Annotated in this window: 17 protein-coding genes; 9 read left to right on the plus strand and 8 right to left on the minus strand. The window is 71.5% G+C overall.

Annotation, left to right across the window (positions count from 1 at the left end):
• Positions 1 to 60: 60 nt before the first annotated feature.
• Complete coding sequence (locus ABZ910_RS00675; RefSeq protein ID WP_361356979.1) at positions 61 to 1149, minus strand: lytic murein transglycosylase; 1089 nt, start codon at positions 1147 to 1149, stop codon at positions 61 to 63.
• A gap of 255 nt (positions 1150 to 1404) precedes the next feature.
• Between ABZ910_RS00675 and ABZ910_RS00680 the strand changes: the two genes are divergently transcribed.
• The 6 genes from ABZ910_RS00680 to ABZ910_RS00705 all read left to right on the plus strand — a co-directional run bounded on the left by ABZ910_RS00680 (position 1405) and on the right by ABZ910_RS00705 (position 5383).
• Positions 1405 to 1713 carry a hypothetical protein gene (locus tag ABZ910_RS00680; RefSeq protein ID WP_361356982.1) on the plus strand — a complete coding sequence of 103 codons (309 nt, stop codon included), beginning with the start codon at positions 1405 to 1407 and terminating at the stop codon, positions 1711 to 1713.
• Entirely contained in the window at positions 1710 to 2078 is a 369-nt protein-coding gene (locus ABZ910_RS00685) for a helix-turn-helix domain-containing protein (protein ID WP_361356985.1), read from the plus strand. Before ABZ910_RS00680 ends, ABZ910_RS00685 begins: the two co-directional genes overlap by 4 nt.
• 125 nt (positions 2079 to 2203) lie before the next feature.
• A complete protein-coding gene (gene uraD / locus ABZ910_RS00690; protein ID WP_361356988.1) occupies positions 2204 to 2716 on the plus strand; it encodes a 2-oxo-4-hydroxy-4-carboxy-5-ureidoimidazoline decarboxylase in 513 nt (170 codons plus the stop codon).
• Between the two features lie 3 nt (positions 2717 to 2719).
• Positions 2720 to 3073, plus strand: a complete 354-nt coding sequence (gene uraH / locus ABZ910_RS00695) for a hydroxyisourate hydrolase (protein WP_361356991.1) — start codon at positions 2720 to 2722, stop codon at positions 3071 to 3073.
• Between the two features lie 5 nt (positions 3074 to 3078).
• Entirely contained in the window at positions 3079 to 3978 is a 900-nt protein-coding gene (gene pucL / locus ABZ910_RS00700; RefSeq protein ID WP_361356994.1) for a factor-independent urate hydroxylase, read from the plus strand.
• 16 nt (positions 3979 to 3994) lie between these two features.
• Positions 3995 to 5383: an 8-oxoguanine deaminase gene (locus tag ABZ910_RS00705; protein ID WP_361356997.1), complete on the plus strand. Its 1389-nt coding sequence runs from the start codon at positions 3995 to 3997 to the stop codon at positions 5381 to 5383.
• 17 nt (positions 5384 to 5400) lie between these two features.
• On the opposite strand, the gene ABZ910_RS00710 is transcribed toward ABZ910_RS00705, so the two are convergent.
• From ABZ910_RS00710 to ABZ910_RS00720, 3 genes are read right to left on the minus strand one after another with little or no spacing between them, the layout of a single operon-like run.
• A complete protein-coding gene (locus ABZ910_RS00710; RefSeq protein WP_361357000.1) occupies positions 5401 to 5817 on the minus strand; it encodes a nuclear transport factor 2 family protein in 417 nt (138 codons plus the stop codon).
• 34 nt (positions 5818 to 5851) lie between these two features.
• Positions 5852 to 6274, minus strand: coding sequence for a thioesterase family protein (locus tag ABZ910_RS00715; RefSeq protein ID WP_361357003.1), 423 nt, complete (start codon positions 6272 to 6274; stop codon positions 5852 to 5854).
• Between the two features lie 51 nt (positions 6275 to 6325).
• Complete coding sequence (locus ABZ910_RS00720; RefSeq protein ID WP_361357005.1) at positions 6326 to 6847, minus strand: hypothetical protein; 522 nt, start codon at positions 6845 to 6847, stop codon at positions 6326 to 6328.
• A 301-nt stretch (positions 6848 to 7148) separates the two neighbouring features.
• Between ABZ910_RS00720 and nadE the strand changes: the two genes are divergently transcribed.
• The gene (nadE, locus tag ABZ910_RS00725) at positions 7149 to 7979 is read left to right on the plus strand and encodes an ammonia-dependent NAD(+) synthetase (RefSeq protein ID WP_361358066.1); all 831 of its coding nucleotides are present in this window, start codon (positions 7149 to 7151) and stop codon (positions 7977 to 7979) included.
• A 69-nt stretch (positions 7980 to 8048) separates the two neighbouring features.
• Here nadE and ABZ910_RS00730 read toward each other — a convergent pair whose 3' ends face one another.
• Positions 8049 to 9257: a pyridoxal phosphate-dependent aminotransferase gene (locus ABZ910_RS00730; protein ID WP_361357008.1), complete on the minus strand. Its 1209-nt coding sequence runs from the start codon at positions 9255 to 9257 to the stop codon at positions 8049 to 8051.
• An 81-nt stretch (positions 9258 to 9338) separates the two neighbouring features.
• Here ABZ910_RS00730 and ABZ910_RS00735 point away from each other — a divergent pair, with 81 nt between their 5' ends.
• On the plus strand, positions 9339 to 9998 hold the full coding sequence (locus tag ABZ910_RS00735) for a helix-turn-helix domain-containing protein (protein WP_361357011.1): 660 nt from the start codon (positions 9339 to 9341) through the stop codon (positions 9996 to 9998).
• Positions 9999 to 10080: 82 nt separating this feature from the next.
• On the opposite strand, the gene ABZ910_RS00740 is transcribed toward ABZ910_RS00735, so the two are convergent.
• Genes ABZ910_RS00740 through ABZ910_RS00750 form a run of 3 tightly spaced genes read right to left on the minus strand, consistent with a single transcriptional unit; the run spans position 10081 to position 13793 of the window.
• Positions 10081 to 10905: a hypothetical protein gene (locus tag ABZ910_RS00740; RefSeq protein ID WP_361357014.1), complete on the minus strand. Its 825-nt coding sequence runs from the start codon at positions 10903 to 10905 to the stop codon at positions 10081 to 10083.
• Entirely contained in the window at positions 10905 to 12224 is a 1320-nt protein-coding gene (locus ABZ910_RS00745; RefSeq protein ID WP_361357017.1) for a VWA domain-containing protein, read from the minus strand. Before ABZ910_RS00745 ends, ABZ910_RS00740 begins: the two co-directional genes overlap by 1 nt.
• Positions 12225 to 12233: 9 nt before the next feature.
• On the minus strand, positions 12234 to 13793 hold the full coding sequence (locus ABZ910_RS00750) for an IucA/IucC family protein (RefSeq protein ID WP_361357020.1): 1560 nt from the start codon (positions 13791 to 13793) through the stop codon (positions 12234 to 12236).
• Positions 13794 to 13981: 188 nt separating this feature from the next.
• On the opposite strand from ABZ910_RS00750, the gene ABZ910_RS00755 reads away from it, so the two are divergent.
• A complete protein-coding gene (locus ABZ910_RS00755; protein ID WP_361357023.1) occupies positions 13982 to 15529 on the plus strand; it encodes an IucA/IucC family protein in 1548 nt (515 codons plus the stop codon).
• Positions 15530 to 15544 lie beyond the last annotated feature (15 nt).

The raw sequence follows: 15544 nt of genomic DNA on the forward strand, positions 1-15544 counted from the left end.
GGGTGGCGACATTACCGCCGAGTATCAGCGGTTGTGGAGGGGGCGGACGGCCATCGTTTCCTAGCTGTTGCTGGTCAGCGGCCCGGACCCGCCGAGCACGTGACCCCCGGGCACCGTGAGGCTCACCTCGGGCACGGGGACGGAGGGTGGCAGCGTCACCTTCGCGCCCACTGTAGGGGAAGGGGTCGGAGTGGGTGTGGGCGAGGAGGGGCCGGGTGAGCCAGGAGGAGTGGACGGTGACGGAACACGACGAGAAGCCTTCGTGTCCGCCCCTCGGACCGCCGGCTTCCGCGGCGGCTTCGGCGCATGCGCGCGCACCGGCTCCGTCGGCCCGCCCGCGGACCCGGCGGGCAGGTCCGGCACCACCCGATGCCCGGTCAGGAAGTAGGCGTACCAGGCCCTGACCGTGCGCAGATACGTCTCCGAGTGGTTGTAGCCGAGGATCGCCCGGTCCATCTCCGCCGGTTGGGACAGGTCCCGGCTGCCCGCGCACAGATAACGCCCGGCGGCGAGCGCCGCGTCGTACACGTTGTCCGGGTCGGACCGTCCGTCGCCGTTGCCGTCCGTGCCCCAGCGGGCCCAGGTCGACGGGATGAACTGCATCGGCCCGACCGCACGGTCGTACACCGCGTCCCCGTCGTACGCACCACCGTCGCTGTCCCGGACCACGGCGAAGCCGCCGCCCGTCAGCCGGGGCCCGAGGATCGACGGTACGGCCGTACCGTCCGGCGTCACCCGGCCGCCCCGTGCCTGCCCCGACTCCACCTGGCCGATCGCGGCCAGCAGTTGCCACCGCAGGCGGCAGCCCGGGGCGCTGCGGGCGAGCTCCGCCTCGGCGCGCCGGTACGCCGCGAACACGCTCGCGGGCAGCGCGCTCGCCGCCACTCCCGGCGCCGAATCCTGTGCGCCCGGGGCCGAGTTGCGCTGCGCCTGACCGGTCCGCAGCGGGGGCAGGTCGGTGCGGTAGGGAGCGTCGCCGGACACGCTGGGGGCGTGCTCGGCGGGCGCCCCCGCCTCCCGTGCGGGCTCCGAGGCCCCTGCCGGGACCGACCCCGGCCCCTGCGACGCGGTCAGCGCGACCATGGCGACCGCCGCGACGGCCGTGCCCTTGGCGCTTCCGAGTGCTCCGCTGCGTCCGTGACCTTTCACGTTGCGCCCCTTCTCCCGTACGGATTCCGTCCTTTGCCCTACATGGGCTCTACGCGCCAGGGCGCCCCGTCCGTCGCTGTTGCCGTGGGAAGAAGCGCATCGGGGCCCGGCCCTGGTGTGCCTGATCCGGCCCGCCACCTACGGGACGGGAGGGGCGCACACGTGTCCGCTAAGGTCTCACCGAGCAGCCGGAGCGGCCGTAACGCCGGAAGGGCTCGGAACGGCCCGAGCAGATGCCATGGGGGCACAGTGCGCATGAGCCGATTGAGAGTGGAGTTCACCACCGAGCCCTTCGACCTCGACGAGGCGCCCGCCCACGCGCTGGTGGCCCGCGAGGTCATCGAGGCGGCCGAACTGGACTCGGTGGACGTCGGCCCCTTCGGCAACACGGTGGAGGGCGGCGCCGACGCCGTGCTCGGCGCCGTGGACACCCTGCTGCGCAGATCCCTGGAGGCCGGCGCGACCCGCATCTCGCTCCAGGTGAACGTCATCGGGGACGTCACCGAGGAAGGGAACGAGGGCGCCACCGAGGAGGAGAACGTCACCGGGGAGGAGGGACCGTGACGGACAACGGGGACGAGCCGTTCATCGCGGCTGTCAAACCCCTGGTCGACGCCATGGGCGGAGTGATGCTCCCACCCGACGAGGCCGGCCCCGACGACGTGGTGCTCTCCTGGGCGGGCACCGAGGTGGTCGCCGTACGGCTCCCGCAGCTCGCGGACTCCCTCGACCACATCCTGGCCGCCATGGAACGCAAACGCGGCAGGCCGCTGGCCGAGCTGGACCGCAAGGCCAAGCAGGAGGTCGTACGGACGCTGGAGGCGCGCGGCGCCTTCTCCGTACGCCACGGAGTGGAGACGGTGGCCGGCGCCCTGGGCGTCAGCCGGTTCACTGTTTACAACTACCTCAATCGCGACAAAGAGGCCTGAGTGCGACCGCCCCGGCGCCGTCACCCCGAATTTTCAACAAAGTGTTGACGTTGTGCCTCGGGAAGGCGTTAGCTGGCCGCAGCCCGTCAGCAGCGCGAAGGCCGCTCGCGGCCACGGAGGCTCCCGTGACGTCGACTTCCATGCCCCTGGGTCTGGCCCGGTTCAATGCCCTTGAGGAGCGCGCTGCCCTCGCCGTACTCCACGAAGTGTGCGCCTCCGCCACCTGGGCCCGGCGCCTGCTCGCCACCCGCCCCTACGCCACCCCCGACGACCTCTACACCGCCAGTGACGCCGCCATGGCCCGGCTGACCCCCGCGGACCTGGAGGAGGCCATGGCCGGGCACCCGCCGATCGGCCGGCCCAAGCCGGGCGACGCGACCTCGGCCCGGGAGCAGCAAGGCATGGCCGGAGCCTCCGCGGAGCTCAGGGCGGAGATGCTCGAACTCAACCTGGCCTACCAGGAGAAGTTCGGACACGTCTTCCTGATCTGCGCCACCGGCCGCACCGCCGAGCAGATGCGGGACGCGGTCAGGGAGCGGATCGGCAACGCGCCGGAGCGGGAACGCGAGATCGTCCGCACCGAGTTGGGCAGGATCAACCGCATCCGACTGGCCCGACTCGTCGAAGGGGGCACCTGAGCCATGGCCACCAGCAGCACCGCCTCCGTGTCCACGCACATCCTGGACACGTCCGTCGGCCGCCCCGCCGAGGGCGTCCCCGTCCGGCTCTCGGCCCGCGCCGGCCGGGACGCGGACTGGCGGGCGCTCGGCGGCTCCGCGACCGACGCCGACGGTCGCTGCAAGGACCTCCCGGCCCTGCCGGCGGGCACCACTCACGTACGGCTGGATTTCGCGGTCGAGCAGTACCTGGACAGCGGGGCCGCGGAAGCGTTCTTCCCGGAGGTGGCGGTCACCTTCGCCGTCAAGGCCGGGGAGCACTACCACGTACCGCTGCTGCTCAACCCGTTCGGCTACTCCGTATACCGAGGGAGCTGACGCAGATGCCCACCCTGGGACAGAACCAGTACGGCAAGGCCGAATGCCGAGTCGTCAGAATCACGCGGAACGGCGCCACCCACCACATCAAGGACCTGAACGTCTCCGTCTCCCTCAGCGGTGACATGGACGAGGTCCACTACTCCGGCTCCAACGCCAACGTCCTGCCGACCGACACCACCAAGAACACGGTGTACGCGCTCGCCAAGGAGCACGGCATCGAGTCCGCCGAGAGCTTCGGCATCCACCTCGCGCGCCACTTCGTCACCTCGCAGGAGTCGATAAGCCGCGCCCGTATACGCATCGAGGAGTACGCCTGGGAGCGGATCGAGACGGCCGAAGCCGACGAGGCCCAGCACTCCTTCGTACGGAAGGGCCAGGAGACCCGGCTGACGCAGATCACGTACGACGGTGAGCGGTGGGAGGTCGTGTCCGGCCTCAAGGACCTGACCGTCCTGAACTCGACCGACTCCGAGTTCTGGGGCTACGCCAAGGACAAGTACACGACGCTCCCCGAGGCGTACGACCGCATCCTGGCCACCGAGGTCTCCGCCCGCTGGCGCTTCGACTGGGCCGATGGCGAGCGGCCGATGCCCGACTGGGACGCGTCCTACGCGCAGGCCAGGGTGCACTTGCTCCGGGCCTTCGCCGAGACGTACTCCCTCTCGCTCCAGCAGACGCTCTACCAGATGGGCTCCCGGATCATCGACAACCAGGACGAGATCGACGAGGTCCGCCTCTCCCTGCCCAACAAGCACCACTTCCTCGTCGACCTCGAACCCTTCGGGCTGAAGAACGACAACGAGGTGTACGTCGCCGCCGACCGCCCCTACGGCCTGATCGAGGCCACCGTCCTGCGGGACGGCCACGAGCCGCGCATCCCGGTGGACCTCCCCAACCTCTGACTCTCAAGGGCGAACCATGGCAGCCGAGGCAGCACCCCCGCGCACCGTGATCGAGAACTGCGCGATCGCGACGGTCGACGCGGACGACACCGAGTACGCGAGCGGGTACGTCGTCATCGCCGGCAACCGCATCGAGGCGCTCGGCGCGGGCCGGGCCCCCGAGGGCCTGGAGAACGTCGTACGGCGCATCGACGCGACCGGGCACCTGGTGACGCCCGGCCTGATCAACACCCACCACCACTTCTACCAGTGGCTCACCCGGGGCCTCGCCACCGACCACAACCTCTTCGACTGGCTGGTCGCGCTGTATCCGACCTGGGCCCGCATCGACGAGCCGATGGTGTACGCGGCGGCGCAGGGCTCGCTCGCGATGATGGCTCGCGGCGGCGTCACCACGGCCATGGACCACCACTACGTCTACCCGCGGGGCGCCGGCGACCTCTCTGGGGCCGTCATCCGCGCCGCCCGCGAGCTGGGCGTCCGCTTCACCCTCGCCCGCGGCTCCATGGACCGCGGCGAGGCGGACGGCGGTCTGCCGCCGGACTTCGCCGTCGAGACCCTGGAGGGCGCGCTCGCGGCGACCGAGGAGACGGTACGGCAGCACCACGACTCCTCCTTCGACGCGATGACCCAGGTCGCAGTGGCCCCCTGCTCACCCTTCTCCGTCTCGACCGAACTGATGCGACAGGGCGCCGAGTTGGCCCGCCGTCTCGGTGTACGGCTGCACACGCACGGCTCGGAGACGGTCGAGGAGGAGAAGTTCTGCCACGAGCTGTTCGGCATGGGCCCGACCGACTACTTCGAGTCGACGGGCTGGCTCGGCGAGGACGTCTGGATGGCGCACTGCGTCCACATGAACGACGCAGACATCGCCGCCTTCGCCCGCACGCAGACGGGCGTCGCCCACTGCCCCTCCTCCAACGCCCGCCTGGCGGCCGGGATCGCCCGCGTGCCCGACATGCTGGCGGCCGGTGTCCCGGTCGGCCTCGGCGTCGACGGAACGGCATCGAACGAGTCCGGCGAACTCCACACCGAACTGCGCAACGCCCTCCTCATCAACCGCCTCGGCGCCCACCGCGAAGCCGCGCTGAACGCCCGCCAGGCGCTGCGCCTGGGAACGTACGGCGGCGCCCAAGTCCTGGGCCGGGCAGGCGAGACCGGTTCTCTGGAGCCGGGCAAGCTGGCCGACCTGGTGCTGTGGAACCTCGGCACCCTGGCCCACGCCTCGATCGCCGACCCGGTGGCCGCCCTGGTCCTCGGCGCGGCGGCCCCGGTCACGGCGTCGTTCGTGGGCGGCCGCCAGATCGTCGAGAACGGGCGCCTGCTGCACGCCGACGAGGACGAGATCGCCCGCTCCACACGAGAGGAGGCGCGGCGGCTGGCGCGCATCGCAGCGGAGGGGTGAGGAGCTGAAGCCGATGGTCAATCCGGCATCGGCGCACCGTTCAACGGCTCACGCCGCGCCCGTACCTTTCGATGGCTGATCCGCCAGCCGTTGCGGGTGGGCACCACGGTGTCGTCGTAGGTGACCGAACCGCATGAGCCGTCCGCCTTGATGCCCAGGCCCTTGGACCGGACCTGCACCCGGCCGTCCTTCGACTCGGTGACGAGGACGTTGGTGACGTGGTGCGCCACGGGGTTGGCGGATCCGAGGGCGAGGGCGGCTTCGCGAATGGCGGCCACCCCCACCAGCGGACCGTGACCGAAGTCGATCAGATCGTAGACGACGTCCGGCGTGAACACCTCCTCCAGCCGGTCGAGCCGTCCCTCGTCGACGAGATGACCGTGCAGCGAGACCAACTCGGTGATGACGAAGCGATCTTCAACGCTGAGTGACACACACGCCCCCTCCGGCCCGGCCGTTCGGAAGGATCTACAGCCCGAACAGGCTCGCGTCCGTCGCGAGTTCCTTGAAACAGTCCTGCGGGTCGGCCAGCAGCTTGCGGTTCTTGAGATCCAACATGCCGACGAGAGCGGTGACTTCGGCGGCCACGGTGCCGTCCATCTTGCGGATCGTCTGCTCGATCCGGAACGTCTTGCCCCCGTCCCACTCGAACGCGCAGGTCACATCGGCGTCGTCACCGGCGAGAAGCTCTCGCCGAAAGCGGATGGTCGTCTCCAGCGCGACCGGTCCCACCCCCTTGGCCAGCATCTTGGCCTGGCTGATGCCCGTCGCGTGCAACATCGACCAGCGGGCGTGCTCGGCGTAGTTGAGGTACACGCTCTGATTGACGTGCCCCAGCACATCGGTTTCGTAGCCTCGGACGGTGACCCGGACGGAGAACGGCTCGCTCACTGCTGCCCCTTCGTGCGTTCGTTGGCTTACCCACCGATCTTGGCATGCTCCTCACACCCGGCGTGGGGAAGCGAGCAGATACCTCGCTCTGGTCCTCGGCTCCGTGTACTCACCGGCCTGCCACCCCGCCCCCTCCAGCGTGGACGCGCATGCCCGCAGGGCCTCGCCGTCCGGCGCGTACACCGCGACCGCCTCCGGCTGCGGGGTCGCGCGCACCCGGTAGCCGTCGGACTCCCTCCCCGCCGGCCGGTGCCCGGCCGCCTCCAGGGCGAGCGCGGCGGCCCGCACCAGATGCGTACGCTCCCACGTGCACGGCCGGTCCGTGGCCCCGTCCGCATTGGTCATCCGACGCAACTCCAGCAGCCCCGCCCAGGCGCTCCGCACCTCACGCACCCGGGCCGCACCCGAGCCACTGTCGTCCTCGTCCTCGCCCCCGACCCGCGCCGCGAACACCGTCACTCCATGGCTCCCTGCGTCAGTGATCTCCACGTTGCGCCTCTGGCCGATTCCCAGCAGGTCTTCGAGTTGCTTGCGCATCACCATCCTGCCCCCGAGCGGACGGCGCAGACTCACCCCAACTCCCCGCCGGTGCGCCGCGTCACGCGTCGCCACCCGAACAGTGCCGGACGGCGACCGGACAATGACGCTGCGTACCGTCTCCGTCGCTGTTTCAGCGTAGAGACAGCCGACCACGCTGAGTGACATGAACGCCGATATCGCCGCCGAGCGGGCCTCGACGGCGTGCGGCGACCCGTACACCAAGGCGGTCTGGTGTGAGGTCGCCCTCGCCCGACCGCCCGTGCCGTCCGTTGCGGTGTCCCGCCTGGGTAGGGTGGGCGGAACACGCATCGTGAACCGGAAACAAGGAGCAGACGTGAGCGAGCCGGCGTCCATGGCCCTGCAGCGGGAGATCGCCCGGGATCTCCAGGTCGCCGAGACCTTCGAGGCCGAGCGGGAGATCGAGCGCCGGGTGGCGTTCCTCGCCGAGCGGCTGACCTCCACCGGTCTGCGGTCCCTCGTGCTCGGCATCAGCGGCGGCGTCGACTCCACCACCACCGGTCGGCTCTGCCAACTCGCCGTCGAGCGGGCGCGCGCCGCCGGGCACGAGGCGCGTTTCTACGCGATGCGGCTGCCGTACGGCGTCCAGGCCGACGAGGGCGACGCCCAGCTCGCGCTCTCTTTCATCCAGGCCGACCACGTCCTGACCGTGGACATCAAGCCCGCGAGCGACGCCGCGCTGGAGGCCGCGCGGGCCGGAGGCGTGAGCTTCCGTGACGCCCACCACCAGGACTTCGTGCACGGCAACATCAAGGCCCGGCAGCGCATGATCGCGCAGTACGCGGTGGCCGGCGCCCACGACGGCCTGGTCGTCGGCACCGACCACGCCGCCGAGGCGGTCTCCGGCTTCTTCACCAAGTTCGGCGACGGCGCCGCAGACGTCGTCCCGCTGACCGGCCTGACCAAGCGCCGGGTGCGCGCGGTCGCGGAGGCGCTGGGCGCGCCCGCCGAGCTGGTGTGGAAGACGCCGACGGCCGACCTGGAGACCCTCGACCCGGGCAAGGCCGACGAGGACGCGCTCGGTGTCACGTACGACGACATCGACGACTTTCTGGAGGGCAAGCCGGTCGAGGAGCGCGCCTTCGAGACGATCGTCCGCCGCTACCGGCTCACGGAGCACAAGCGCCGGCTGCCCGTCGCTCCCTGAAGGCCTCGAAGGGCCCTTTAGCGCCCTAAAGGGCCCCAGCGGATCGTACGGATGTATGGATCCGGATCGTCACTGCCGATACCCGCCGAGGAACCGCCCGATCCGCCCGATCGCCGCTTCCAGGTCATCGGCGTACGGCAGCGTGAGGATCCGGAAGTGGTCGGGGGTCGGCCAGTTGAAGCCGGTGCCCTGGACCACCTGGATCTTCTCGCGCAGCAGCAGGTCGAGGACGAACTTCTCGTCGTCGTGGATCGGGTGGACCTTGGGGTCGATGCGCGGGAAGGCGTACAGCGCGCCCTTGGGCTTCACGCAGGACACCCCCGGGATCTCGTTGAGCTTCTCCCAGGCCATGTCGCGCTGTTCGTGCAACCGGCCGCCGGGAGCGGTGAGTTCGTGGATGGACTGGCGGCCGCCGAGCGCGGCCTGGATGGCGTACTGGGCGGGCGCGTTGGGGCATAGTCGCATGGAGGCCAGCATGGTCAGGCCCTCCAGATAGCTCTTCGCGTGCTGCTTCGGACCGGTGACCACCAGCCAGCCCGAACGGAAGCCGGCCACGCGGTACGTCTTCGACAAGCCGCAGAAGGTGAGGACGACCAGGTCGGGGGCGAGTGCGGCGGCCGAGTGGTGCACGGCGTCGTCGTACAGGATCTGGTCGTAGATCTCGTCGGCGAAGACCATCAGGCCGTGGCGGCGGGCGAGATCGAGGATGCCCTCGACGATCTCCTTGGGATAGACCGCGCCGGTGGGGTTGTTGGGGTTGATGATGACCACGGCCTTGGTGCGGTCCGTGATCTTCGAGGCCATGTCGGCCAAGTCCGGGTACCAGTCGGCCTGTTCGTCGCACAGGTAGTGGACCGCCTTGCCGCCGGCGAGGGTCGTGACCGCCGTCCAGAGCGGGAAGTCCGGTGCGGGGATGAGGACTTCGTCCCCGTCCTCCACCAGCGCCTGTACGGCCATCGACACCAGCTCGGAGACGCCGTTGCCGAGGAACACGTCGTCGACGCCGACCTCCAGGCCGCGGTCCTGATAGCGCTGGGCCACGGCCCGGCGGGCGGAGAGGATGCCGCGCGAGTCGGTGTAGCCGTGCGCCTGGGGCAGCATCCGGATCATGTCCTGGAGGATCTCCTCCGGCGCCTCGAAGCCGAACACCGCGGGGTTGCCGGTGTTCAGGCGCAGCACGCTGTGCCCCGCCGCCTCCAGCGCGTCGGCGTGCTCGATCACCGGGCCGCGGATCTCGTAACAGACCTCGCTGAGCTTGTTCGACTGCCGGAACTCCATGCGCCCCTCCAGTAACTGGTGTTACTTGGTTTTACCAAGTTTGAGCTTGGAAAGTCCAACGACACGTCTAGACTGCGTCGCATGCCACCTCGCCGAAGCTACGACCAGTACTGCTCCGCCGCCCGCGCCCTGGATCTCGTGGGCGACCGCTGGACCCTGCTGATCGTCCGGGAGTTGCTCGCCGGCCCCCGCCGCTACACGGACCTGCACGCGGACCTCCCCGGCGTGAGCACCGACGTACTGGCGTCCCGCCTGAAGGACATGGAGCGCGACGGCCTCACCACACGCCGACGCCTGCCTCCGCCGGGCGTGGCCTACGTGTACGAACTCACACCACGGGGTCGGGAGTTGCTGCCCATACTGCAGGCGCTTGGGGAGTGGGGCCGCCCCGCACTGGGAGACCGGCGCCCCACGGACGCCGTACGGGCGCACTGGTTCGCCCTGCCGCTGCTGCACGCGATCGAAGAAGCGCTGGAAGGGGCGATCGAGGGGGAGTGCCTGCTCGAAGTCGAGCTGGAGGAAGGCCACTTCCACCTCCACATCGGCCCCGAGGACGGCGCCCCGGTGTACGGCGACGGCCCCGCACCCTCCGCCCCCGAAGCGCGACTCGCCTTGGACGCCGACACTTGTACGGCCGTCACCCGCGGCGAGTTGGGCGTGCTCGACGCGGTGCGGGCTGGCCGTATTTCCGTGACCGGGGACGGGGTGGCGGCCAAGGCGCTGCGGGAGGGGCGGCGCTGACATATGAGACATGTGAAAAGGCAGGCCCGCCATCGCCGTACGTGCGATGGCGGGCCTGCCTTCAGTCCTTCGGCCCTTCGGCTCAGACGTCCGGCGGCACCCGCGAGGGGCGGCCCGAGCCGCGCGTCAGTGCGTAGCCGCCGATTCCGGCGAGCGCGGCCAGGACGCCGCCGATGGCCGTCCACACCCAGCGGTCGGTCCACCAACCGGAGGACCAGCCGTCGTCGGGCTCGATGGCGGACAGCACAGCCGGCTTCGACGTGCTCGAACCGGATCCGCTCGAATCATCCGCGTCGGACGCCGACTTGAGCGCGATCCCGGGGACCAGCGGCTTGGCCAGCGAGCCGTCCACCGCCGCCGAGCCGCCGATGTCCTTGGAGTCGACCTTCACCTCGGTGTTCACCGGAAGGCCCAGGTCGGACGCGGCCAGGTCCACCACCGTCAGCCGGACGTAGTACGTGCCGGGCAGCGGGTCGTTGGCCCACGGCTCCGACCAGGCGCGGACCGTGCGCAGGACGCAGGCCAGCTCGATGGAGGGGGTGCCCTGCGGGGACGTGCGGGTCTGGGCGCCGTACTGGCAGGACTGGCGGCGGCGCAGGCCGTCGTACACGTCGAGTTGCCAGGTCTCGGCGGTGTGCGAAGCCGGGAGCTTCACGGTCGCGTGGACGGTCGGGCGCTGGCCCGCGTCCGCCGGGAACGACCAGTACAGGTAGTCACCGGCGGAGCCGCTCGCGGTGGCCGTCTGCCCCTGGTCGAGCTCGGTCGCCGTACGGAACGACGTGCCCGCCTGGGTGGGGGCCTTGCTGTCGGCCGAGGCGCTGGGGGAGGGGGACGAGTCGGCCGCGGCCGGTGCCGCCGCCAGTCCGAGCGTCAGCAGGGCCGCGCTCAACGCACGTGTGATTCGCATCAGTTGGTCCTCCAGACCGCGACCCGCCAGCGCGACAGCCAGCCCCACAGCAGACCCGCGACGAAGCCGGTCAGCACCAGTGCGCCGAGCAGCCACCAGCCGCGTCCCAGGCCGAAGGAGGCCACGTCGCTCGCCTGGTCCGGTCCGTCCACGACGTCGACGGTCAGCTCCAGCGGCAGGCCCGGGGTCGTCTTCACACCGGGGGCCGCGGAGAAGGACTGGGTGACCTGAAGGCACACGGTCTCGGGAGTCACCGTGCCGTCATCGCTGCCGGAGCCGTCGGTGGACGCGTCGTCGGTCTCGGGCTTCGGGTAGCGCAGGCCCGTCGAGATGACGTCCGTACGGCCCGTGCCCGACGACTCGCCGCGCACGATCTCACGGCCGCGGGTCGTGACGGCCCGCAGCAGCACGCCGTAGTCGGGGTTCACGGCCCGGTCGGCGGACACGCTCACCGAAGTGCGCAGCTCCTGACCGGGGTTGACGTTCACCTTGTACCAGCGCTGCTGGCCGAACTCCTCGCGGTCTGTGTACAGGCCGGACTTGAGCGACGGGGCGTCGGTGCACTGGTTCGTGCCCCGCGTCGCCACCGGCGTCACCACCGGGTTGGCGGCCCGGTCGACCAACTGGTTCACGCGGTCGGTGAGTTGGTTGGCGTGCTCCACCGAGGTGTACGTGCCGCCGGTCGCCTCGGCGATGCAGCTGAGCTGTTGGCGCAGTTTGGTGTTCGGCACCAGGCCGAGCGTGTCGATGGTGAGGCCGATGCCCTTAGACGCGATGGCGCGGGCCACTTCGCACGGGTCGAGCGGCTGGCAGGTGTCCTCGCCGTCGCTGATCAGCACGATGCGCTTGGTGCCGGTGCCGGCGGTCTCGCCGCTGCCGCCACCGGCGTTGAGGTCGTCGGCGGCCTTGAGCAGTGCGGGGCCGATCGGGGTCCAGCCGGTCGGCGCGAGCGTCGCGACCGCCGTCTTGGCGTCGGTGCGGTTCAGCGGGCCGACCGGGTAGAGCGAGGCGGTGTCCTTGCAACCCGTCTTACGGTCGTTGCCGGGGTAGTTGGCGCCCAGGGTGCGGATGCCGAGCTGCACGTCCTGTGGCGTGGCGTCGAGTACCTCGTTGAACGCCTGCTTGGCCGCCGCCATCCGGGACTGACCGTCGATGTCGCGCGCCCGCATCGAACCGCTGACGTCGAGGACCAGGTCCACCTTGGGCGCGTTCTGTGCCGAGGTCTCGTCGGCGACCGCTCCTGCGGGGAACGCGATCCCCGCAGCCAGGGCGGCGAGCAGGGCACATATGCCCGCCGCCAGCCGTTGTCTTCTGATCATCGGCGGATCTTATTGACCGGATGTGCCGCACTCCAAAACGTACGGGTGAGGCAGGGTGGCCCACTGGTCGCCCGGGGTCTCGGGAGACAGTCGCATCAGCGTCAACGCCTTGGTCGGGAGCGGCCCTTCGAGCAGCGCCGTCAGGTCGGAGGTGGACGGGACATCTCGTACGGCCGTCTCCAGGGCGGCGGCAAGCGCCGGGGCCGAACCGGCCGTCGCGGCCAGCGCGCCCGCCACCAGGGAGCCGAACAGTTTGCGGCGCAGGGTGGTTTCGTCGTCCGTGATCAGGCGGCCCGTCAGCTCCGGCCGGGGAATGCCGTGCCGGGCCAGACGGGCCGGGCTGATGCGGATGTCGGCGAGGTCGCGGTAGACGAGGCGGAGAGGTCTGCCCGTCGCGGAGAGGATCACGAGGAGGTTCTGTCCGTGTGCCTCCAGGGCGACGCCCAGGTCCAGCAGGCGCAGACCCACCGTGAGGGCCAGGCGTGCGAACTCGGCCAGCCACTCGGGGGAGTTCGGCAGCTCCGTGGTGGCGAGGGCGGCCACCGGCAGCACGCGCTCGCCCGGCGCCGCGTACGCCTCGGGCGACTCGCGCAGCATCGCCGCCAGGTCGGGGGAGTCGGCCGTGATCGCGCCCAAGGTGCGGGTGGCGTGCAGCAGTCCGTCGGTGCGGGCCACCAGGTCCTGCGCGAAGGACGACAGGGTCGCGGACGCGCCGACCGAGTACACCGAGATGTCCCGCACCGAGGAGGTCAGCCGGGCGCTGAGCGCGGTCTTGATGTGCGGGCCGCCAGGAAGCGCGAGGGTGCGCAGGGACATCAGCGGGTGCGCGGCCATGCCGACCTCGCCGGCGCCGACGTCGCCTGCCCCGGCGGCCGGTGCGCCGTCGTCCGGGATCTTCAGGACGTGCGCCGCCTGCCAGGGGTGTACCGGGATCAACAGACGCTCCCCGTCCCGCAGTTCCTCCGGCCACGACCCCGTCAGCAGACACTCCTCCGGGCGGACAGGAACCGTGCCCAGCTCCACCACGGGCCGGTGCTCGGGGCCGTACGCGAACTGCTCTGCCGCCGAGAAGCCGGGCCGTGCACGGCAGTTGGGGTGGTACGGGTGCCCGTCGACCACCCGCTGCTCCCACTCCCAGTCCCGCTCGGGCCACCCAGCCGCCCCGGCCGGCTGCCCGGCCCGAGACAGCGCCAGCGACGCGACGCTGTGCCCGAGCTCCGCCGCGAAGCCCGCCGCGTGCGGCACGGCGAGGTCCGTCATCAGGCGTGCGGGGTCGTCGTACGTCACGCCGTCCACGCGTACGGCGGTGACGTACGCGTCGGTCGCGTACGGGTCCGCGGGCGGCCCGTCCAGCGTGCGGCCGTCGGCGAGGCGCAGCGCCAGGCCGTACGCCCCGGCCGTCCGGCGGGCGATCCAGGGCAGCGGCTCGTACGCCAGCGCCCGCCACAGGCGGGTCAGCACGGCCGCCCGGGCGCCGGGCAGCTCGGCCGCGTACCGGGGCACGAGGCCGGGCCGGACGTCGGCCAGCTCCGCGGCGACCTGCTGCTCGGCGGTGGGGGGACGGTGCACGGGCGGACTCCTCGGGTACGGCTACGACGTCACGACGGTCTCACGGCCCACGCGCAACGGTCGGGGAGGACAGCCGTCAAGGTCGGGGAGGACAGCCGTCACGGAGGGCGGCCGTCACGGCGGCCGTGTACGACAGACATACTGATCGCGATCGGGCCGTATGGACACAAGGCAACACAAGGGAACGAATGGATCGCGTGGACCTCATCCTCCCCGGCGGCGACGTCGCGGAACGCGCCGACGCGTACGCCGCCGCGCCGCTGCTCAACTGCCTGCTCCGGGAGGTGGCCCAGCCGCTGGCCGCTTCCGGGGAGGGTGAGCGGCGTGTGTACCGGCTGCCGGGCAGCGACCGGCTGCTGCGGGTGCGGGGTGGGCGGCGGCCCGCCGATCCCGAGGCGTACGCGGACGGGGCCTGGCATCGCGTCGGTCACACGGAGCTGGTGAAACTGGTCGCCGAGGAGCTGCGCGGGTACACGGGGCTGTCGAACGACGAGCTGCCCATCGAGATGATCGACAGCCGTGACGCGGTCGCCGCGCTGCTCAGCGCCCGCGAGCGGGCGACGGCGCCCGGCGACCCGTATCTGCGCTCGGAGCAGTCCCTCATCACCGGCCATCCCTACCACCCCGCGCCCAAGGCCCGCGGCGCCGGCCCGGTCGCCGCCTGGCTGCCGTACGCGCCCGAGGCGCACGCCCGCTTCCCACTGGCGCTGCTCGGCGTTCGCGAGGACCAGGTCGTCGAGGAGGGCGACACCTCGGCACTGGATGCGCTGGCCACGCGGGACGCAAGGGGGGTGCCCGGCACGGTCCCGCCCGGCTACCGGCTGCTGCCCGCCCACCCCTGGCAGCTCGATCTCGTCGCCCGCGACCTCGCCCCCGCCTTCGCCGACGGCCGCCTGGTGCGGCTGGGCACGACCGCGTTCGAGGCGTGGCCGACGGCGGCGGTGCGCACGCTGTACGAGCCCCGGCGCGACCTGTTCCTGAAGTTCAGCCTCGATGTGCGCATCACCAACGACATCCGTCGACTGTGGCGCCACGACCTGCGGAAACTGCGCCGTACGGACGCGGCCGCGGCGCACGCCCTCGCCGCGTTCGACGGCCCCGCGGCCTGGCTCGGCGACCGCGGCTACCGCACCGCCGCCTTCGCCTTCGAGGAGCTGGCCGTCCTCGTCCGCGACGGGCTGCGCGGCCATCTCCTGCCCGGCGCCACCCCGCTGCTCGCGGCCGGGCTGGCCGAGGGCTTCGAGGGCAGTCCGCTCGCCGCCACCGCCGAGCCGGAGGCCTGGTGGGAGGCGTACCTGGGGCAGGTCGTCCCGCCCGCCCTCGCGGCCTTTGCCGATCACGGCGTCGTACTGGAGGCACATCTGCAGAACACCCTGGTCGCCGTGGATGCGTCCGGCATGCCCGTACAGGCGCTCTTCCGGGACGCGGAGGGCGTCAAGCTGCTGCCGGACGTGTCCCGGGAAGCCGGATGGGAGCGGCTGGTGTACTGCCTGGTCGTCAACCACCTGAGCGAGATCGCCGCCGCCCTGGCCGAGCACCACCCGGGCCTGGATCCGTGGCCCGCCGCCCGCCGTGCCTTCGCGCGCGACCTCGCCCGCCACGACCTCGCCGAGATCGCCGCCCTGCTCGTCTCGCCGACCCTGCCCGGCAAGACGAACCTGCTGCTGCGCTGGACCGGCGCGGACGGCGCCGACGCCCGCTACCGGCCGCTGCGGAATCCGCTCGCGGGTGCCTGACCCGAGGTCTTAGGC

It is taken from the genome of Streptomyces sp. NPDC046805, from assembly GCF_040645355.1.
Lineage (GTDB): Bacteria > Actinomycetota > Actinomycetes > Streptomycetales > Streptomycetaceae > Streptomyces.

Bases quoted from the DNA above. Each gene is read 5' to 3' on its own strand.
- ABZ910_RS00705 (WP_361356997.1), top strand. From the start codon at position 3,995: ATGGCAGCCGAGGCAGCACCCCCGCGCACCGTGATCGAGAACTGCGCG.
- ABZ910_RS00730 (WP_361357008.1), bottom strand. From the start codon at position 9,257: ATGGAGTTCCGGCAGTCGAACAAGCTCAGCGAGGTCTGTTACGAGATC.
- pucL (WP_361356994.1), top strand. From the start codon at position 3,079: ATGCCCACCCTGGGACAGAACCAGTACGGCAAGGCCGAATGCCGAGTC.
- uraH (WP_361356991.1), top strand. From the start codon at position 2,720: ATGGCCACCAGCAGCACCGCCTCCGTGTCCACGCACATCCTGGACACG.
- ABZ910_RS00755 (WP_361357023.1), top strand. From the start codon at position 13,982: ATGGATCGCGTGGACCTCATCCTCCCCGGCGGCGACGTCGCGGAACGC.
- ABZ910_RS00735 (WP_361357011.1), top strand. From the start codon at position 9,339: ATGCCACCTCGCCGAAGCTACGACCAGTACTGCTCCGCCGCCCGCGCC.
- ABZ910_RS00745 (WP_361357017.1), bottom strand. From the start codon at position 12,224: ATGATCAGAAGACAACGGCTGGCGGCGGGCATATGTGCCCTGCTCGCC.
- ABZ910_RS00680 (WP_361356982.1), top strand. From the start codon at position 1,405: ATGAGCCGATTGAGAGTGGAGTTCACCACCGAGCCCTTCGACCTCGAC.
- ABZ910_RS00740 (WP_361357014.1), bottom strand. From the start codon at position 10,905: ATGCGAATCACACGTGCGTTGAGCGCGGCCCTGCTGACGCTCGGACTG.